This is a genomic window from Pseudomonas zanjanensis, from assembly GCF_014268745.2.
In the GTDB taxonomy this organism is placed as follows: Bacteria; Pseudomonadota; Gammaproteobacteria; order Pseudomonadales; family Pseudomonadaceae; genus Aquipseudomonas; species Aquipseudomonas zanjanensis.
On record NZ_JABWRB020000001.1, the window covers coordinates 1,672,209 to 1,695,238 of the forward strand.

Genomic DNA, 23,030 nt, shown 5'->3' on the forward strand with positions numbered 1-23,030 from the left:
ATGCAATTCAGCGAATTGATGACAGCTCTGTCCCAGCACCCGATCCGTCTCCAACAGGACGACGACAACCTTGTGATCCTGGGCGACGACGAAGGACTGGACAACGCGCTGTGGGACAGCCTCATTGTCCATAAGCATGAATTGCTCGACCTGGTGGAGAGAAATGGTGGCGACTGGCTGAGTCCGGCATTCCGTATCACTCCGGACATGCTGCCGCTGGTCAGCCTCACGCAGGAGGAAATCGACCGGATTGTCGACGGCGTGCCTGGTGGGGCCGGCAATGTGCAGGACATCTACCCCCTGGCACCGCTTCAGGAAGGCATTTTTTACCATCACCTCGTCGCAGAACAGGGCGATCCCTATGTGTTGCAAGCCTTGTTCGGCGCGGATCAACGCACGCGGCTGGATGACTTTACCCAGGCGCTGCAAGGGGTGATCGACCGCCATGACATCCTGCGCACCTCGGTGGTATGGGAAGGGCTCGACGAACCGCTGCAAGTCGTCTGGCACAAAGCGCAGTTGGCGCTGGAAGCACTCGCGCTTGATCCGGCCGATGGCGACATTGTCTGGCAACTGCAACAGCGCTTCGACACCCGGCATCACCGCCTGGACGTGGGACGAGCGCCGCTGATGCGCCTGGTCTGTGCGCAGGACCCGGTCAACGCACGCTGGGTGGCGATCCTGTTGTTCCACCACATGGCGCTGGACCATGCGGCACTGGAGTTGGTGCAGCATGAGATGCAGGCGTTCCTGCTCGGAAAGTCCGAGGGGCTGCCCGCCGCTGTGCCGTATCGTAACTACGTGGCACAGGTCCGGCTGGGCGAGGGCCCTGAATCCCATGAGACGTTTTTCCGCGACATGTTGGCCGACGTTGATGAACCGACGCTGCCACTGGGCTTTGCCGAGGTCCCCGAACGTGAACCGGTGATCGAGGAAGCGCACCTGCCGGTCGAGGCCTCGTTGAGCCGTCGCGTGCGCATACAGGCCCGTCAGTTGGGTGTCAGTGCGGCCAGCCTGCACCACTTGGCCTGGGCGCGGGTGGTGGGCGGGGTTTGCGGTCGGCAGGATGTGGTGTTCGGCACCGTGCTGATGGGGCGGATGCAGGGTGGTGACGGTGCCGGCCGCGCGCTGGGCATGTTCATCAATACGCTGCCGCTGCGGGTGAAACTGACCGGGCAGGATGTGCGCGAGGGGGTGAGGGCGACCCACGCGAGCCTGACGGCTTTGCTCGGGCATGAGCATGCATCGTTGGCCCTGGCCCAGCGTTGCAGCGGTGTGCCAGCGCCGGCTCCGCTGTTTGGTTCATTGCTCAATTACCGGCACAGCGGCACTGCGCAAGCGCCTACCACCGAGGCTTTTGCCGCTTGGGAAGGGCTGCATGTGCTGGGCGGTGCCGAGGGCACCAACTACCCGTTGACTTTGTCAGTGGACGACTTGGGCGAAGGCTTCAGCCTGAGCGTACTGGCCTTGGCCGAGATCGGCGCGCAGCGCACGGGCGACTACATGCTGATGGCGCTTGAAAGCCTGGTCCAGGCACTGGAGCAAACGCCGGAGTTACCGCTGTGTCGACTCGATATCCTGCCGAAGGACAAACGTCGGCAATTGCTAGTGGATTTCAACGCCACCACTCGCCGCTATCCCCGGGACAGGACCGTTCATGGCCTGTTCGAGGCCCAGGCCCAGGCCCGCCCGCAGGCACCGGCGGCGGTGCATGACGAATACAGCCTGACCTACGCAGAGTTGAATGACCGGGCTAACCGCCTGGCCCGGTATCTGGTCGGCCTTGGGGTGCAGCCGGGTGATCGGGTAGCGGTCCTTCTGGGGCGTTCGATAGAGCTGCTGGTCAGCCAGTTGGCGATCCTCAAGTGCGCCGCTGCCTACGTACCGCTGGACGTCAGCGCCCCCCTGGAACGTCAGCATTTCATGGCGCAGGACAGCGGGGCGCGGGTCCTGCTGACCCTGAGCACCCAGGCCACGCCTGGGGACACCGCGCGCGTGGACCTGGATACGCTGGACCTGGCTGGCGCAGCCGCTGATGACTTGAACTTGATGCAGAACGCCGAATCGGTCGCCTACATCATGTACACCTCGGGTTCCACCGGTACCCCCAAAGGCGTGCTGGTGCCGCACCGGGCGATCAATCGGTTGGTGATCAACAACGGCTATGCCGATTTCAACGCCCGGGACCGGGTCGCCTTCGCCTCCAACCCGGCCTTCGACGCCAGTACCCTGGACGTCTGGGCGCCGTTGCTCAACGGCGGTTGCGTGGTGGTGGTCGAGCAGGAGGTGTTGCTGTCCCAGGAACGTTTTGCCGCGCTATTGGCCGAGCAGTCGGTCAGCGTGTTGTGGATGACGGCCGGTCTGTTCCATCAATACGCTGCTGGCCTTATGGCTGTGTTCGCGCAGCTGCGTTACCTGATCGTCGGCGGCGATGTGCTGGACCCAGCCGTGATCGGCCGCGTCTTGGAGGAGGGCGCGCCGGCTCATCTGCTCAATGGTTACGGCCCGACCGAAGGCACCACCTTTACCACCACCCATGAAATCGAAACAGTGGGCGAGGGGGCTATCCCGATTGGCCGTCCTGTTGGCAACGCCCGCGTCTACGTGCTGGACGCCAACCAGCAGCCAGTGCCCATTGGCGTGGTGGGCGAGTTGTACATCGGTGGCGACGGCGTCGCGAAAGGCTACCTGAACCGCCCCGAGCTGACCGCCGAGAAGTTTGTCAGCGACCCATTCAATGCCGATCCAGGAACCCTGCTGTACCGCACTGGCGACCTGGCGCGCTGGCGCGCCGATGGCACGGTGGATTACCTGGGGCGTAACGACGACCAGGTGAAGATCCGCGGTTTCCGTATCGAATTGGGCGAAATTGAAGCTCGCCTTGGCCAATGCTCCGGCGTGAAAGACGCGGTAGTGCTGGCGCGACAGGACGAGCCGGGGGCAAAGCGCCTGGTGGGTTATGTGGTTGCCAAGGAAGGTGTCAGCTTGTCAGTGCAGGAGCTGCGCGCCGAACTGGCCGCAGCCCTGGCCGAGTACATGGTACCCAGTGCATTTGTGGTGTTGGCGTCCTTCCCGCTGACCGCCAATGGCAAGCTGGATCGCCGTGCGCTGCCGGCTCCAGACGTCGAGGCCTATGCCAGTCGCGAATACGAAGCCCCCTTGGGCGAGATCGAACAGACATTGGCGCAGCTCTGGTCCGAAGTGCTCAAGGTTGGGCAGGTGGGTCGCCACGACCATTTCTTCGAACTGGGTGGCCACTCGTTGCTGGCGGTCACGCTGATCGAGCGCATGCGTCAAGCTGGCTTGAGCGCCGACGTGCGTGTGCTGTTCAGCCAACCAACCCTGGCCGCGCTGGCGGCGGCCATCGGCAGCGGCAAGGAAGTCAGTGTCCCTGGGAACCTGATTCCCCTGGGCTGCGAGCGCATCACCCCCGACCTCTTGCCGCTGCTTAGCCTGCCCCAGCAAACCCTGGACCGACTCATCGCGAGCGTGCCCGGCGGCGCACCCAACGTGCAGGACATCTACCCGCTGGCACCGTTGCAGGAAGGCATTCTTTATCACCATCTGGCTGCCGAACAGGGCGACCCGTACGTGTTGCAGACCCAGTTCGCCTTCGATAACCGTGAACGCCTCGATGCGTTCATCCAGGCACTGCAAGTGGTGATCGATCGACACGACATCTTGCGCACCAGCGTGGTCTGGGAGGGCCTGGACGAACCGGTCCAGGTGGTCTGGCGTAAAGCGAGGCTGCCTGTGGAAGCGGTCGACCTCGACCCTGCCGCTGGCGATGCCGCGGCGCAACTGCGCCAGCGCTTCGACCCACGGCATCACCGCCTGGATGTCACCCAGGCACCGATGATGCGCCTGGCCTACGGGCAGGACGACAGCAATCAGCGCGTGGTCGCGACATTGTTGTTCCATCACATGGCCCTGGACCACACGGCCATGGAGGTGGTGCAGCAGGAAATGCAGGCACACCTGTTGGGTGAAGCCGGGCAACTGAGCGACGCGGTGCCGTATCGCAACTATGTGGCGCAGGCGCGGTTGGGGGTGAGCCGCGAAGAACATGAAGTGTTCTTCCGGGGAATGCTTGGCGATATCGACGAGCCCACCTTGCCTTTCGACCTGCAGGACGTGAAGAACGATGGCCTCGACATCGAGGAGGCCAGGCAACCGATAGATGCCGCGCTTGACCTGCGTCTGCGGGCGCAGGCGCGTCAGCTTGGGGTCAGTGCCGCGAGCCTGGTGCACCTGGCCTGGGCACAGGTGCTGGGCAAGGTGTCCGGCAAGCAGGACGTGGTGTTCGGTACGGTCCTGATGGGCCGCATGCAAGGTGGCGACGGAGCCGATCGCGCACTGGGCATGTTCATCAACACCTTGCCGTTGCGCGTGGATGTCGGCCTGCAAGGCGTACGGGCCGGCGTCAAGGCGACCCATGCACGGTTGACGGAGCTCCTGGGCCATGAACATGCCTCGCTGGCACTGGCGCAACGTTGCAGCAGCGTGGCGGCGCCGTTGCCGCTGTTCAGCGCCTTGCTCAACTATCGCCACAGCGTCACGGGTACGGCCTCGACCCAGGCGTTGGACGCCTGGCAGGGGATCCATGTACTGGACGGTGAGGAACGCACCAATTACCCGCTGACATTGAACGTCGATGACCTGGGCAACGGTTTCAACCTGACCGTGCTGGTTGCGCCACAGATCGGCGCGCAACGGGTCTGCGCCTTTATGTATACGGCGCTGGAAACACTGGTGCAGGCGTTGGAACAGACGCCCCAGGCAGCCTTGTATCGTCTGTCGATCTTGCCTGCGGCGGAACTCGAGCAATTGTTGGTGGCGTTCAACGCCACCGAGGCTGACTATCCGCGCAAGCAGACGATCCATGGGTTGTTCGAGGCGCAGGTGCAGCGTACGCCGGATGCCGTCGCGGTGATCCGTGGCGAGCAGCGCCTGAGCTACCGCGAGTTGAACGAACGGGCCAACCGCCTGGGCCATTACCTGCGCAAGCACGGCGTGGAGCCGGATTCGCGGGTGGCGATCTGTGTCGAGCGTGGTATCGACATGGTGGTGGGACTGCTGGCGATCCTCAAGGCCGGCGGCGGTTATGTGCCGCTGGATCCAGCGTATCCGCTGGATCGGATTGCCTACATGTTGGAAGACAGTGCGCCAGCAGCGGTATTGGCGCAGGACGCTACGGTTGGGCTGTTGAGCGATGCCTCGATGGCCGTGATCAATCTCGACAGCGGTTTGTGGCAGGACGAATCCGTCCAGAATCCCGAGGTTGCCGAGCTGACGTCCTCGCACCTGGCCTATGTCATCTACACCTCGGGTTCGACCGGCCTGCCCAAGGGAGTGATGATCGAACACCGCAACACGGTGAACTTCCTGACCTGGGCCCATCGTTCGTTCGATTCGCAGACCTTGGCTAAAACCCTGTTCTCGACTTCGTTGAACTTCGACCTGGCCGTCTACGAGTGCTTCGCGCCGCTGACCTCGGGTGGCAGCATCGATGTGGTCACTAATGTGCTGGAACTGCAACAGGGTGAGCACGACATCACCCTGATCAATACCGTGCCCTCGGCGCTCAAGGGGTTGCTGGAATCGGGCGGATTGGGCGAGGGCGTCGACACGGTGAACGTGGCCGGTGAAGCCTTGAAGCGCAGCCTGGTGGAGACGTTGTTCGAGCAGACCCAGGTCAAGCGCCTGTGCAACCTCTACGGCCCTTCGGAAACCACGACGTATTCGAGTTGGGTGTCGATGGCCCGCGAAGATGGTTTTGCCGCGCACATCGGCAAACCGGTGGCCAACACTCAGTTCTATCTGCTGGATGAACACAAGCAACCGGTGCCACTGGGCGTTCCGGGCGAAATCTACATCGGTGGCGCTGGGGTCGCTCGCGGTTATCTCAATCGTGACGACCTCACGGCCGAGCGTTTCCTGAAAGACCCGTTCAGCACGGCTCCAAACGCCCGCATGTATCGCACTGGCGACCTGGGCCGTTACCTGCCGGACGGCAATATCGAATACCTGGGCCGCAACGACGATCAGGTCAAGATCCGTGGTTTCCGCATCGAACTGGGGGAGATCGAAGCCAAGCTCGCTCAACACGATGCCTTGAACGAAGCCGTGGTCCTGGCTCGTGAAGACGTGCCGGGCGACAAGCGCCTGGTCGCCTATTTCACCCAGAGTTCGCCATCTGAAGCGCTGGATATCGAAGCCCTGCGCACGCATCTGCAAGCGCAGTTACCGGCCTACATGGTGCCTGCTGCCTACGTTCGCCTCGACGCACTGCCGCTGACACCGAACGGCAAACTTGATCGCAAGGCCCTGCCGACACCAGACCTCGACGCGCTGATCACCCGAGGCTACGAAGCCCCGCAAGGCGAAGTAGAAACCACCCTGGCGCAGCTCTGGCAAGACCTGCTCAAGGTCGAGCGCGTGGGTCGGCACGACCATTTCTTCGAACTGGGCGGGCATTCGCTGCTGGCCGTCAGCCTGATTGGCCGGATGCGCCAACTCGGCTTGTCAGCGGACGTGCGCGTGCTGTTCAGCCAACCAACCCTCGCGGCGCTGGCCGCCGCGGTCGGCAGTGGCGGCGAGATCGTGGTGCCGGAAAACGGCATTTTGCTGGGGTGTACCCGGATCACGCCGTCGATGCTGCCCTTGGTGGCGCTGGACCAGCTGGACATCGATCGCATCGTGGAAACGGTGCCGGGCGGTGCGCGCAACGTGCAGGATATCTACCCGTTGGCGCCGTTGCAGGAGGGCATTCTTTATCACCACATCGCCGCGCACACGGGCGATCCCTATGTGTTGCAGGCCACGTTCATCGTCGCCGATCGCGAGCGGCTGGAAGCGTTTGCCCTGGCCCTGCAAGGCGTCATCGACCGCCATGACATCCTGCGCACCTCGGTGGTCTGGGAAGGCCTGGACGAGCCGGTGCAAGTGGTCTGGCGTAAAGCGCAACTGGCGGTGGAGGAACTGGTGCTGAGCGCGGCGGCGGGCGATGTCGCCGAGCAGTTGCGCGAGCGATTCGACACATTGCATTACCGCCTGGACATGCAACAGGCGCCGTTGATGCGCATCGCATATGCCCACGATCCGGCCAATCAGCGCTGGGTGGCGATGCTGCTGTTCCATCACATGGCCCTCGATCACACGGCGCTGGAAGTGGTACAGCACGAGATGCAGGCGCACCTGCTGGGCCAGGCCGAGCAGTTGGGCGAAGCGGTGCCGTTCCGCAATTACGTGGCCCAGGCCCGCTTGGGCGTGAGTCGCGCGGAGCACGAAGGGTTCTTCCGTGACATGTTGAGTGATGTCGACGAACCGACATTGCCGTTCGGTCTGCTGGACGTCCGTGGCGATGGCAGCGATATCGAAGAGGCCGGGCTGAGCCTGCCTGCCGAGTTGAGCCGCCGTTTGCGGGCCCAGGCCCGGCAGTTGGGCGTGAGCGCCGCGAGCTTGCATCACTTGGCCTGGGCGCAGGTGCTAGGGCAGGTGTCCGGCAAACAGGACGTGGTGTTTGGCACCGTGCTGATGGGACGGATGCAGGGCGGCGACGGCGCTGACCGGGCACTGGGTATGTTCATCAACACCTTGCCGTTGCGGGTGGGGGTTGGGGCCCAAGGTGTGCGTGATGGGGTGAAAGCCACCCACGCGCGCCTCACCGGTCTTCTGGGGCACGAACACGCCTCGCTGGCCCTGGCCCAGCGTTGCAGCGCCGTGGCCGCGCCGCTGCCGTTGTTCAGCGCCTTGCTCAATTACCGGCACGGCGCCGCAGGGGTTGCCTCGAGCGAAGCCTTGGTGGCCTGGGACGGCATCCAACTGCTGAGCAACGAAGAACGCACCAACTACCCGCTGACCTTGTCGGTGGACGACCTGGGCGAAGATTTTCACTTGTCGGCGCTGGCGGTGCCGCAAATCGGTGCGCAGCGCATATGTGTCTACATGAATATCGCTCTGGAGCATCTGGTCGAGGCGCTGGAACAGGCCCCGCAGGCGCCGTTGCACAGCCTGTCGATCCTGCCATCGGCCGAGCGTCGGCAATTGCTGGTGGATTTCAACGCCACCACCCGCAGCTATCCCCAGGACAGGACCGCCCATGGCCTGTTCGAAGCCCAGGCCAAGGACCGTCCGGAGGCAACGGCGGTCGTGCACAACGGGCATGGCCTGACGTACGCCGAGCTGAACCGCCGGGCCAATTGCCTGACCCGCCATTTGATTGGCCAGGGAATTCAACCGGGTGACCGGGTAGCGATTGTGCTGGAACGCTCCATCGAGCTGCTGGTCAGCCAACTGGCGGTCCTCAAGTGCGCCGCGGTCTACGTGCCACTGGACGTCAGCGCACCGCTGGAACGGCAGGACTTCATGGTGCGCGACAGCGGTGCCCGGACGCTTCTGACGCTGAGCACGATGACCGCACCGGAGGGGACGGCCCGTGTGGACCTGGACACCGTGGTCCTGGATAACGAGGCGGATCACGACCTGAGGCTGATACAAAGCAGCGAATCGGCGGCCTACATCATGTACACCTCCGGTTCCACCGGTACGCCGAAAGGCGTGTTGGTGCCGCACCGGGCGATCAACCGCCTGGTGATCAACAACGGTTACGCCGGGTTCAACGCTGAGGATCGGGTCGCTTTCGCTTCCAATCCGGCGTTCGATGCCAGCACTCTCGACGTCTGGGCGCCGTTGCTCAATGGCGGTTGCGTGGTGGTGGTCGACCAGGACGTGTTGCTGACGCAAGAACGTTTTGCGGCCTTGCTGCAAGAGCAATCGGTCAGCGTGCTGTGGATGACCGCTGGCCTGTTCCATCAATACGCCGCCGGACTGATGCCGGTATTCGCCCAACTGCGCTACCTGATCGTCGGTGGCGATGTGCTCGACCCGGCCGTGATCGGCCGTGTCCTGAAGGAAGGCGCACCGGGTCATCTGCTCAACGGCTACGGCCCGACCGAAGCCACCACCTTCACCACCACCTACGAAATCAAGCAGGTGGGCGAGGGCGGTATCCCGATTGGTCGTCCGATTGGCAACACCCGCGTCTATGTGCTGGACGCCAATCAACAACCGGTGCCCATCGGCGTGGCCGGCGAGTTGTACATCGGCGGCGACGGCGTGGCGAAAGGGTATCTGAATCGCCCTGAGCTGACCGCCGAAAAATTCGTCACCGACCCGTTCAGTGCCGATCCCGATGCGTTGCTGTACCGCACCGGTGACCTGGCCCGCTGGCGCGCGGATGGCGCGGTGGATTACCTGGGTCGTAACGACGACCAGGTGAAGATCCGTGGTTTCCGTATCGAACTCGGCGAGATCGAAGCCCGCTTGGGCCAATGCCCGGGTGTGAAAGACGCGGTGGTGCTGGCGCGGCAAGACGATGCCGGTCCCAAGCGCCTGGTCGGTTATGTGATTGCCGAACCGGGCGTGACCTTGTCGGTGCGTGACTTGCGCGAACAGTTGTCGAGCGTGCTGGCCGACTACATGCTGCCCAGCGCCTTCATGGTGCTGCCGGCCTTCCCGCTGACCGCCAACGGCAAGCTGGATCGCCGTGAGCTCCCGGCGCCGGATGCCGAGGCCTATGCCTCTCGCGAATATGAAGCGCCGCAGGGCGAGGTGGAGCAGGCTTTGGCGCGGATCTGGGCCGAGGTACTCAAGGTCGAGCAGGTGGGGCGTCACGATCACTTCTTCGAACTGGGCGGCCATTCGCTGCTGGCGGTGACGCTGATCGAACGCATGCGCCAGACAGGCTTGAGTGCCGACGTGCGCGTGCTGTTCAGCCAGCCGACCCTGGCCGCGCTGGCCGCGGCGGTTGGCAGCGGCAGGGAAGTCAGCGTGCCGGCGAACCTGATTCCCTCGGATTGCGAGCGCATCACCCCCGAGCTGTTGCCGCTGGTCAATCTGTCCCAGGACGCCATCGACCAAGTCGTTGCCAGCGTGCCCGGCGGCGCGCGCAACGTGCAGGACATCTACCCCCTGGCACCGTTGCAGGAAGGGATTCTGTACCACCACTTGGCCGCCGAACAGGGCGACCCCTATGTGCTGCAAACCCAGTTCGCCTTCGACAACCGTGAACGCCTCGACGCGTTCATCGGCGCGCTGCAAGTGGTGATCGATCGCCACGACATCTTGCGCACCAGTGTGGTCTGGGAAGGGTTGGATGAGCCGGTGCAAGTGGTCTGGCGCCAGGCGGTGCTGGAACCGCAATGCATTGTTGTCGATGCCACGGCTGGCGACGTTGTCACGCAGCTGGCCAGCCGTTTCGATGCGCGGCACAGTCGCCTGGATTTGGGCCGGGCGCCGCTGTTGCACCTGGCTTACGCACGGGACGAGGCCCAGGATCGTTGGGTCGCGATTTTGTTGTTCCATCACCTGGCCCTGGACCACACCGCCCTGGACGTGATGCAGCACGAGATGCAACTGCACCTGCTGGGCGAGGACGGCCAGTTGGGCGCAGCGATGCCTTATCGCAACTACGTGGCCCAGACCCGCCTGGGGGCGAGCGAAGAGGAGCACGAAACATTCTTCCGCGACATGCTCGGCGATATCGACGAGCCGACGCTGCCCTTTGGTTTGCAGGACGTGCAGGGTGAGGGGCAGGGCATCGATGAAGTCCGCCAGTCGGTGGACCTGGCGTTGTCCAGGCGCCTGCGGACACAGGCACGCCACCTGGGGGTGAGTGCCGCCAGCCTGGTGCACTTGGCCTGGGCCCAGGTGTTGGGCAAGGTCTCCGGCAAGCAGGAGGTGGTGTTCGGTACGGTCCTGCTAGGCCGGATGCAGGGTGGCGACGGCGCCGACCGTGCCCTGGGCATGTTCATCAACACCCTGCCGTTGCGGGTGGACGTGGGCGCCCAGGACGTGCGCAGCGGCGTCAAGGCCACTCATGGGCGACTGAGTGCGTTGTTCGGCCACGAACATGCGTCGCTGGCCCTGGCGCAACGATGCAGTGGCGTGGTCGCGCCGACGCCGCTGTTCAGCGCCTTGCTCAACTACCGCCACAGTGCAGTCCAGGTGACCCAGGACGCCCTGTCGGCGTGGAGCGGGATCAACGCACTGGGTGGTGACGAGCGGACCAACTATCCGTTGACCCTCAATGTCGATGACCTGGGTGACGGCTTCTTCCTCACCGCGATGGTCGACACGGCCATCGGTGCGCAACGTATTTGCGATTACATGCAGGTGGCTTTGGAAAACCTGGTCGTGGCCCTGGAGCAGGCACCGCAAACTCCGCTGCACGCCTTGGCGATCCTGCCACCGGCCGAGCGCCGGCAGTTGCTGGAAACCTGGAACGCCACCGATGCCGCGTATGCCGGCGATGCCCTGATCCATCGGCAAGTCGAGGGCTGGGCCGCGTCTCAACCCGACGCCGTGGCCGTCGTGCATGAAGGCCAGGCACTGACCTACGGCGAGCTCAATGCCCGCGCCAACCAACTGGCCCACTGCCTGGTGGCCGAGGGTGTTCGTCCGGATGACCGCGTGGCGATTTGTGTCGAGCGCGGTCTGGACATGATCGTTGGCCTGCTGGGCATCCTCAAGGCCGGTGCGGGCTACGTACCGCTGGACCCGGCTTATCCACCCGAGCGCATCGCCTACATGCTGGATGACAGCGGCCCCGTGGCGATGGTGACCCAGCCGCAATGGCGCGACAGCCTGCCGGTATTGCCGGTGCCCACCTTGGTGCTCGACCCGGCCGACGCCGGTGAAATGAGCCAGCAGCCGCGGCACAATCCCGACGTGGCGGGCCTGGACGCCAGCCACCTGGCCTACGTGATCTACACCTCGGGTTCGACCGGATTGCCCAAGGGCGTGATGGTCGAGCACCGCAACGTCGCACGGCTGTTTTCGGCGACCCAACCGTGGTTCGAGTTTGGTCCGCAGGACGTGTGGGCGCTGTTCCATTCCTTTGCCTTCGACTTCTCGGTCTGGGAAATCTGGGGCGCCTTGACCCACGGCGGTCGCTTGCTGGTGGTGCCACAGCTGGTCAGCCGTTCCCCGCAGTACTGCTATGCCTTGCTGTGCGAAGCAGGCGTGACCATTCTCAACCAGACGCCGAGTGCCTTCCGCCAGTTGATTGCCGCTCAAGGCGAAAGCGACCTGAGCCACCACCTGCGGCAGGTGATCTTTGGCGGCGAGGCCCTGGAAACCGGCATTCTCAAACCGTGGTATGCCCGCGAGGGCAATGCCCGGACGCAACTGGTCAACATGTACGGCATCACCGAAACGACGGTGCACGTGACGTACCGTCCGCTCGATGCGGCCGACGCGCAGTTGGCCGGTGTCAGCCCGATCGGCAAGCGCATCCCCGACCTGCAACTGTACGTCCTCGACGCTCAGCGCGAGCCGGTACCGGTGGGGGTGGTCGGCGAAATGTATGTGGGCGGCGCGGGTGTCAGTCGCGGTTACTTGAACCGTGACGAACTGACCGCCGAGCGTTTCCTCGATAACCCGTTCAGCCCAGAGGCGAACGCGCGGATGTACAAGACGGGCGACCTTGGCCGCTGGTTGGCCGACGGCAGCATCGAGTATTTGGGCCGCAACGATGACCAGGTGAAGATCCGCGGTTTCCGTATCGAATTGGGCGAGATCGAAGCCAAGTTGGCCGCGTGCAACGGTGTGCGAGAAGCCGTGGTGGTGGCGCGCCAGGATACGCCGGGCGACCAGCGCCTGGTGGCCTATGTGATTGCCGAGGAGGGCGAGCCGCCGTCGGCGGCCGAACTGCGCGATGAATTGCTCGGTTCGCTGGCCGAATACATGGTGCCCAACGCATTCGTGATGTTGACGGTGTTCCCGTTGACCACCAATGGCAAGCTGGACCGCAAGGCCTTGCCGGTGCCGGACCAGTCGTCGGTAGTGACCCGTGAATACGAGGCCCCTCAGGGCGAGGTCGAGATCGCGATTGCCGCTATCTGGCAGGACCTGCTACACGTGGAGCGGGTCGGCCGCCACGATCATTTCTTTGAAATGGGTGGTCACTCGTTACTGGCAGTGAAATTGATCGAGCGCATGCGTCAGCTCGGCCTGGCCGCTGACGTACGCGTGCTGTTCGGCCAGCCGACGCTGGCGGCGCTGGCCAGTGCGGTGGGTGGCAGCCAGGAAGTCCAGGTGCCGGCCAACCTGATCCCGGGCGACTGTTCGCGGATCACGCCGGACCTGTTGCCCCTGGCCGCGTTGAGCCAGGACGAGATCGGCCGCGTCGTGGCGACAGTGCCGGGTGGCGTGGGCAATGTGCAGGACATCTACGCCCTGGCGCCGCTGCAAGAGGGGATCTTGTATCACCACCTTGCCGCCGCCAAAGGCGACCCCTATCTGCAATACGTGCTGTTCGCTTTCGACAGCCGCGCCCACTTGGACCTTTTCGCCGAGGCCCTGCAAAGCGTGGTGTCCCGGCATGACATCCTGCGCACCGGGGTGGTCTGGGAAGGCCTGGAGGAACCGGTCCAGGTGGTCTGGCGCGAGGCGCAACTGGGCCTCGATGAAATCGCCCTGGACGCGGCGGCGGGGGATATCGCCGAGCAACTGCGCGAACACCTGGATCCGCGTCACCATCGCCTGGACATTCGCCAGGCGCCGATGATGCGGATCGGTTATGCCCAGGACGTGGCGAACAATCGCTGGGTCGGCATGCTGCTGTTCCACCACATGGTCGATGACGCGACGTCCCTGGGCATGCTCACCGCGGAAATAGGTGCGCACATGGCCGGGCGGGGGCAACAATTGGCGGCATCAGTGCCGTATCGAAACTACGTGGCACAGGCGCGGCTGGGGGTTAGTCGCGAGGAGCACGAGGCCTTCTTCCACGAGATGCTGGGGGATGTGACCGAACCGACGCTGCCCTTCGGTCTGCAGGACGTGCAAGGTGACGGGCACGGTATCGAGGAAGTCCGCCAACGGGTCGATGCCCGGCTGGGTGAGCGCCTGCGGACACAGGCGCGCCAGCTCGGCGTCAGCGCGGCAAGCTTGTATCACCTGGCGTGGGCGCAGGTGCTGGGCAAAGTCTCGGGCCAGGACGACGTGGTCTTCGGCACCGTGTTGCTGGGGCGCATGCAGGGCGGTGAAGGGGCCGACCGGGCGCTGGGGATGTTCATCAACACCTTGCCGCTGCGGGTGAGCCTGGGCGCATACGGTGTGCGCGCCGCCGTCAAGGCGACCCATGCGCGCTTGACCGCGTTGCTGGGGCACGAGCATGCCTCGCTGGTATTGGCGCAACGCTGCAGTGGGGTGGCCGCGCCGGCGCCGCTGTTCAGCGCGCTGCTCAACTATCGCCACCTCGGTGCGCAGACGGCTTCCAGCGAGGCCATTGCCGCCTGGGACGGTATCCAGACCTTGGAAGGTGAAGAACGCACCAACTATCCGCTGACGTTGTCGGTGGATGACTTTGGCGAGGGCTTCAACCTGACGGTCATGGCTCAGGCGCCGATTGGCGCCGAGCGTGTGTGCGGCTACGTGCAATGCGTCGTGGAAAACCTGGTGCAGGCGCTGGAGCAGTCTCCCTTGGTCCCATTGAGCGGGTTGAAGATTCTGCCAGCGGCCGAGCGCCGAGTATTGCTCCAAGCCTGGAATACAACAGAGGCGACGTATGCCCATGACGCGCTGATCCATCGCCAGTTCGAGGCCCAGGTCGCGACGCAACCCGACGCGTTGGCGGTGATGTTCGAGGATCAGGCACTGACTTACGGCGAGCTCAACGCCCGGGCCAACCAGGTCGCTCATCGCCTGCTGGCATTGGGTATTCGTCCGGATGACCGGGTGGCGATCTGTGTCGAGCGCGGCCTGGACATGATCGTCGGCCTGCTGGGCATCTTGAAGTCCGGCGCTGGTTATGTGCCGGTGGACCCGGCCTATCCGGCGGAACGCATCGGCTACATGCTGCGTGACAGTACGCCGGTTGCACTGTTGGCCCAAGCCGCTACGCACCTGCTGTTGGCTGGCGTCTCGGTGCCGGTGCTGCAACTCGATGACGGCGGCTGGCAGGACGAATCCGTCGCCAACCCGCAAGTGCCTGGCCTGGGCGCCCATCACCTGGCCTATGTGATCTATACCTCGGGTTCGACTGGCTTGCCCAAGGGCGTGATGGTCGAGCACCGCAATGTCGCCCGGCTGTTTTCGGCGACCCAACCGTGGTTCGAGTTTGGCCCGCAAGACGTGTGGGCGCTGTTCCATTCCTTTGCCTTCGACTTCTCGGTCTGGGAAATCTGGGGCGCCTTGACCCACGGCGGTCGCCTGTTGGTGGTGCCGCAACTGGTCAGTCGTTCCCCGCAAGATTGTTATGCGTTGTTGTGCGAGGCCGGTGTGACCGTGCTGAACCAGACGCCAAGCGCCTTCCGGCAGTTGATCGCGGCCCAGGGCGAAAGCGAGCTGCGCCACAGATTGCGCCAGGTAATCTTTGGCGGTGAAGCGCTGGAAACCGGGATGCTCAAGCCCTGGTATGCCCGTGTCGCCAATGCTGGGACGCAATTGGTGAACATGTACGGCATCACCGAAACGACGGTGCACGTGACCTATCGCCCCCTTGAAGCGGCTGACGCCCAGTTGGCCGGCGTCAGCCCGATCGGCAAACGCATCCCCGACCTGCAACTGTACGTGCTCGACGCCCAGCGCGAGCCGGTACCGGTGGGGGTGGTCGGCGAAATGTACGTGGGCGGCGCGGGTGTCAGTCGCGGTTACTTGAACCGTGACGAACTGACCGCCGAGCGTTTCCTCGACAACCCGTTCAGCCCCGAGGCGAACGCGAGAATGTACAAGACGGGCGACCTCGGTCGCTGGCTGGCGGACGGCAGCATCGAGTACTTGGGCCGCAACGATGATCAGGTGAAGATCCGCGGTTTCCGTATCGAATTGGGCGAGATCGAAGCGACGCTGGCGGCCTGCGAAGGGGTCAGCGAGGCGGTGGTGATTGCCCGTGAAGATGAGCCAGGCGACAAGCGCCTGGTGGCTTACCTGATTGCCGCGAAAAGTGCCTCGCTCTCGGCTGTCGACCTGCGCAAGCAATTGCTGGTTTCGCTGGCGGACTACATGGTGCCCAGCGCCTTCGTGGTCCTCGAGGCGTTCCCGCTGACCACCAACGGCAAGCTCGACCGCAAGGCCCTGCCGGCGCCGGATCAATCGGCCGTGATCAGCCGTGGATACGAAACCCCGCAAGGTGAGGTCGAGACGGCCATCGCCCGCATCTGGCAGGACTTGCTCAAGCTCGAGCAGGTCGGCCGTCACGATAACTTCTTCGAGTTGGGCGGCCATTCGCTGTTGGCGGTGAAACTGATCGAGCGCATGCGCCAGGTCGAGCTGGCCGCCGATGTTCGGGTGCTGTTCGGCCAACCGACGCTGAGCGCGTTGGCCGCCGCGGTTGGCGGCGTCAGGGACATTGTGGTGCCGGCCAACACGATTGCGGATGGCTGTACCCGCATCACCCCGGACATGCTGCCCCTGGCCGATCTGGACCAGGACGCCATCGACCGGATCGTGGCCACCGTGCCGGGTGGCGTGGCGAATGTGCAAGACATCTACGCCCTGGCGCCGTTGCAGGAAGGGATTCTCTACCACCACCTCGCCGCGGAGCAGGGCGACCCCTACGTGTTGCAGGTGCTGTTCGGCTTTGACACCCGCGAACGGCTGCAAGCCTTTGCCCACGCCTTGCAGAGCGTGGTGTCGCGTAACGATATCCTGCGTACCAGCATGGTCTGGCAAGGCCTGGCGGCACCGGTGCAAGTGGTCTGGCGCCACGCGACCCTGGGCCTGGAAGAGGTCGAGGTGGACCCGGCGGGGGGCGATGTGGTGCAGCAACTGCACGGGCGATTCGATCCGCGGCATTACCGCCTCGACATCGCCCAGGCTCCGTTGATGCGCCTGGCCTATGCCCAGGACGTGGCGAATCAGCGCTGGGTCGGCATGCTGTTGTTCCACCACATGGCGCTGGACCACACGGCGCTGGAAGTCGTGGTGCATGAGATGCAAGCCAGTCTCTTGGACCAGGCACACTTGCTTTCGCCCGCCGTGCCGTATCGCAACCATGTGGCCCAGGCGCGGCTTGGGGTCAGTCGTGAGCAGCACGAAGGGTTTTTCCGCGAGATGCTCGGCGATATTGATGAACCGACGCTGCCGTTCGGTCTACAGGATGTGCAGGGCGACGGCAGCGGCATCGAAGAAGCCCATCAGGACGTGGATGCCACGCTGGCCCGGCGCCTGCGGACCCAGGCCCGTCAACTCGGCGTGAGTGCGGCGAGCCTGGTCCATTTGGCCTGGGGGCATGTGGTCGGGCGGGTTTCGGGCCGTGAAGAGGTCGTGTTCGGCACCGTGCTGATGGGGCGGATGCAGGGCGGCGACGGGGCCGATCGGGCCCTGGGCATGTTCATCAACACGCTGCCATTGCGCGTCAGTGTCGGCGTCCAAGGCGCCCGCGCCGGAGTCAGGGCGACCCATGGCCGGTTGTCGGCCTTGCTCGGACACGAGCACGCCTCGTTGTCCCTGGCGCAGCGTTGCAGCGGCGTACCGGCCTCGCTGCCGTTGTTCAGCACATTGCTGAACTATCGCCACAGTGCCGTTGAAGCCGTATCCGGCTCGGCCATCTCGGCCTGGCACGGGATCCAGACCCTGAGCATGGAAGAGCGCACCAACTATCCGTTGTGCCTTAACGTGGACGACCTGGGCGAAGGTTTTCGCCTCACCGCCCAGGCCGTGGCCGAAGTGGGGGCCCAGCGTGTCTGCGGGTATATGCACACGGCGCTGGACAGCCTGGTGGCGGCGTTGGAGCACACGCCAGACCTGGCGTTGCGGGAACTGTCGATCGTGCCGGCGGCCGAGCGCGAACGGTTGCTGGTGGACTTCAATGCCACCCAGGCCGAATACCCCCGGGAGCAGACCCTCCACGGGTTGTTCGAGGAACAGGTGCAGCGCACGCCGGATGCCGTGGCGGTGCGTCACGGCCGGCAACAGCTCAATTATCGCGAGCTCAACGGCCTCGCCAATCGCTTGGCCCATTACCTGCGCAAGCAGGGCGTGCAGCCCGATGCGCGGGTGGCGATCTGTGTCGAGCGCGGCGTCGATATGGTGGTGGGCTTGCTGGCGATCCTCAAGGCCGGCGGCGGCTATGTGCCGTTGGACCCGGCGTATCCGCTGGATCGGATCGCCTACATGCTGCAAGACAGTGCCCCGGCGGCGATCCTGGTTCAAGGCAGCACTCGCCACCTGTTGGGCGAGACGTCGGTGCCAGTGATCGACCTCGACAAGGGTGTCTGGCAGGACGAGGCGGCGCCCAATCCGCAGGTGCCGGGCCTGAGCTCGTCGCACCTGGCCTACGTGATCTACACCTCGGGTTCGACCGGTCAGCCTAAAGGCGTGATGATCGAGCACCGCAACACGGTGAATTTCCTGACCTGGGCCCATCGTTCGTTCGATTCGCAGACCTTGGCCAAAACCCTGTTCTCGACTTCGTTGAACTTCGACTTGGCGGTCTACGAGTGTTTCGCGCCGCTGACGTCTGGCGGCAGCATCGACGTGGTCACTAATGTGCTGGAACTGCAGCAGGGTGAGCACGACATCACGCTGATCAATACCGTGCCGTCGGCGCTCAAGGCGTTGCTGGAATCGGGTGGCGTAGGCGAGGGCGTCGACACGGTGAACGTGGCCGGTGAAGCCTTGAAGCGCAGCCTGGTGGAGACGTTGTTCGAACAGACCCAGGTCGAGCGCCTGTGCAACCTCTACGGCCCTTCGGAAACCACGACGTATTCGAGTTGGGTGTCGATGGCCCGCGAAGACGGGTTTGCCGCACACATTGGTAAACCGATAGCGAACACCCAGTTTTATCTGCTGGATGAGCACAATCAACCCGTGCCGCTGGGCGTGCCGGGTGAAATCTACATCGGTGGCGCCGGGGTAGCGCGGGGTTATTTGAACCGCGACGACCTCACGGCTGAACGCTTCCTGAACGATCCATTCAGCAAGGTTCCCAATGCCCGCATGTATCGTACTGGCGACCTGGGCCGCTACCTGCCGGACGGCAACATCGAATACCTGGGCCGCAACGACGACCAAGTGAAGATCCGTGGTTTCCGCATCGAACTGGGGGAGATCGAAGCCAAGCTCGCTCAACACGATGCCTTGAACGAAGCCGTGGTCCTGGCCCGTGAAGACGTGCCAGGCGACAAGCGCCTGGTGGCCTATTTCACCCAGCATTCGCCCGTAGACATCGAAGCCCTGCGCACGCATCTGCAAGCGCAGTTGCCGGCCTACATGGTGCCTGCTGCCTACGTTCGCCTCGACGCACTGCCGCTGACACCGAACGGCAAACTTGATCGCAAGGCCCTGCCGACACCAGACCTCGACGCGCTGATTACCCGAGGCTACGAAGCCCCGCAAGGCGAGGTCGAAACCGCCCTGGCGCAGATCTGGCAAGAGCTGCTGGGCCTGCAACAGGTCGGGCGCCATGACCAGTTCTTCGAACTGGGTGGCCACTCGTTGTTGGCGATTCAATTGATTTCCCAGGTGCGCCTGCGCCTGGGTGTGGAGTTGGGCCTGACGGAACTGTTCGCCCAGCCCCAGCTCATGGGCTTGGCACAAGCCGTGGCCCGGGCCGGGCGCAGTACGTTGCCGGAGATCGTCCGGGTTTCTCGTGGAGACGACCTGCCCCTGTCGTTCGCCCAGCAGCGCCTGTGGTTCCTGGCGCAGATGGAAGGGGCCAGCGCCGCCTACCACATGCCCGCCGGGCTGCGCCTGCGCGGTGTGCTGGATCGCCCCGCCTTGCAACGGGCACTGGACCGCATCGTTGCCCGTCACGAGGCCCTGCGGACCACCTTCGTTCAGGCCCAGGGCCAGGAACCTCGGCAGTGCATCGCGCCCGCCGACGTTGGTTTCGCGCTGCTGCACCATGACCTTGGCGGCCAGGCCGACGCCGAGGGCCAACTGCACGCGCTGGCGGCCCAGGAAGCCGCCGACACCTTTAGCCTGGAACAGGGCCCATTGATCCGCGGCCGGCTGATCCGCCTCGGCAGCGAAGACCATGTGCTGCTGGTGACCATGCACCACATCGTTTCGGATGGCTGGTCCATTGGCGTATTGATCAAGGAACTGGCGGCGCTCTATGAGGCGTTCCGTCATGACTTGGACGATCCGCTGCCGGCCCTGGCGGTGCAGTACGGCGACTACGCGGTCTGGCAACGTCGCTGGTTGAGCGGCGAGGTGCTGCAAGCCCAGAGCGATTACTGGCGGCAAACCCTGGCCGATGCGCCGGCGTTGTTGATGCTGCCCACCGACCGTGCGCGTCCTGGGCAACAGGACTATGCCGGGGCGGCGTTGCCGGTGGTGTTCGACGCTGACCTGACCGCGGGCCTCAAGGCCCTGAGCCAGCGCCACGGCGTCACGTTGTACATGACCTTGATGGCGGCCTGGGGCGCGTTGCTGAGCCGGCTTTCAGGCCAGGATGAAGTGGTCATCGGCTCGCCGGTGGCCAACCGCACGCGCTCGGAAGTCGAAGGATTGATCGGCTTCTTCGTCAACACCTTGGCCGTGCGCATCGATCTCTCGGGGGCGCCGACCGTGGCCACCTTGCTGGCCCGGGTCAAGGCCCAGGCCCTCGGCGCCCAGGCGCATCAGGACCTGCCGTTCGAACAAGTGGTGGAAGTGGTCAAGCCGGTGCGCAGCCTGGCCCACAGCCCGTTGTTCCAAGCCATGCTGTCGTGGCAGACCCATGACAACACCGAACTGGTGCTGGGGGACTTGAAACTCGAAGGGCTGGGGGCGGCGAGCACCGTCGCCAAATTCGACCTGTCCCTGGAACTGGGCGAGGTCCAAGGGCAGCTGTTTGGCGCCCTCGAATACGCCACGGCGTTGTTCGACGAGCCCACGGTGCAACGTTACCTCGGCTACTTCGAGCGCTTGTTGCGGGCCATGGTCGCCAGTGACCAGGCCCCGGTCGAACGGATCGCGCTGTTGGACAACTTCGAACGCGAGCATTTGCTGGTGGGCCTGAACGCTACCCAGGCCGCGTACCCACGTGAGCAGACGACCCACCAGTTGTTCGAGGCCCAAGTCGCGGCTCAGCCAGACGCTATCGCCGTTGTGTTCGGTGATGAACGCCTGAGCTACGCCGAACTGAACCGCCAGGCCAACCAGGTCGCCCACCACCTGATCGAGCAGGGCATCCGCCCGGATGACCGGGTGGCGATCTGTGTCGAACGCGGCGTCGAGATGCTCATCGGCCTGTTGGCCATTCTCAAGGCCGGTGCCGGTTACGTGCCGCTCGACCCGGCGTTTCCGGCCGAACGCTTGGCCTACATGCTCGCCGACAGCGCCCCGGTGGCGTTGCTGGGCCAAGGTGAGCTGCTTGGTCGTCTGCCGGCGTTGACGGTGCCGGTGGTGCTGCTCGACCGTGCCGAGCGCGTGCGTTGCGAGATTGCCGGCGGTCGTGACGACAATCCGCTCGTTGCCTCCCTGGGCGTGCGCCACCTGGCCTACGTCATCTACACCTCCGGTTCCACTGGCCATCCCAAAGGGGTGATGATCGAACACCGGGGCCTGGTCAACTATTGCCTCGATGCGATCCGTTTGTTCGGCCTGACGCCGGCAGACACGGTACTGCAGCAGAACACCCTGAACTTCGACCTGTCGGTGGAGGAGATCTTCCCGGCGTTGCTGGCCGGCGCCACCCTGGCGCCCACCCGGCAGCTGTTCGGCAGTGCCGAGTTGCAACAAAACGGCGATATTCGCCCGACCTTCCTGCACCTGACGGCGGCCCATTGGCATACCCTCGCGGCCGAGTGGCATAGCACGCCGGCCCAGGCACGGGACCATTTGCGCGACGTGCGGCTGATCAATGTCACCGGTGACGCCTTGTCGACGCAGAAATTGCAGATGTGGGACGCGGTTCGTCCCGCGCATACCCGCTTGGTCAATACCTATGGCCCGACCGAGGCCACCGTGTCCTGCACGGCCGCCTACATGGAACATGACGCGGTCGATGGCATCCTCGGCAATGCCAGCATCGGCAGGCCGATGGCCAATACCCGCATCTACCTGCTCGATGCGCACCGCCAGCCGGTGCCGTTCGGGGTCGCGGGGGAAATCTTCATCGGTGGCGATGGTGTGGCGCGTGGTTACCTGAACCTGGACGCCATCAACGCCGAACGCTTCCTGGCCGACCCGTTCAGCGACCAGCCCGATGCGCGCATGTACAAGACCGGTGACCTGGCCCGTTATCGTCCGGACGGACGCCTTGAATACCTGGGCCGTAACGACTTCCAGGTCAAGGTGCGGGGTTTCCGTATCGAACTGGGCGAGATCGAGGCCCGGCTGGGCGACTGTGCCGGGGTCAGGGAGGCGGCGGTGATCGTGCGCGAAGACACCCCGGGCGACAAACGCTTGGTGGCCTATGTGGTGCCGCAGGCCGGGACGCGCCTGGAAGCGGCGACCTTGCGTGCGCAGTTGTCGACGCAATTGGCCGAATACATGCTGCCCGGCGCGTTCGTCAGTTTGACCGCGCTGCCGCTGACGCCGAACCGCAAGCTCGACCGCCAGGCCTTGCCGATGCCCGATGCCGAGGCGTACGCCAGCCGCACCCATGAAGCGCCGCAAGGCCACACGGAAATCGTCCTGGCGCAGATCTGGCAGACCCTGCTCAAGGTCGAGTCGGTGGGCCGTCACGATCACTTCTTCGAACTGGGGGGCCATTCCTTGTTGGTCATGCGCTTGATCGCCCAGGTGCGCGCGCAATTGGGCATGGAGCTGAACCTGAGCGATGTCTTTGCCCAACCGCAATTGAGCGCGCTGGCCCAGGTGCTTTCCCAGGCGGCGCGCAGCACCCGGCCCGGTATCGTGCCGGTGTCCCGCGAGCAGGCGTTGCCGTTGTCGTTCGCCCAGCAGCGCCTTTGGTTCCTGGCGCAACTGGACGGCACCAGTGCGGCGTATCACATCCCCACTGGCCTGCGCCTGCGTGGCGCGCTGGATAGGTCGGCGCTCACCCGCGCACTGGATCGTATCGTCGCCCGCCACGAGGCCTTGCGTACCACGTTTGTACAGGCGCAGGGGCCGGACGTGGAACAGCGCATTGC

General features: G+C 64.5%; 1 protein-coding gene (only partly in view). It reads left to right on the plus strand.

The genetic code is table 11. The features are described from left to right. A protein-coding gene (locus HU715_RS07160) for a non-ribosomal peptide synthase/polyketide synthase (protein WP_217884311.1) crosses the window boundary here: on the plus strand, nt 1–23,030 show its 5' portion. Its footprint extends 7,906 nt past the window's final position; only the first 23,030 of its 30,936 coding nucleotides appear in the window; it begins with the start codon at nt 1–3; the stop codon falls past the right edge of the window.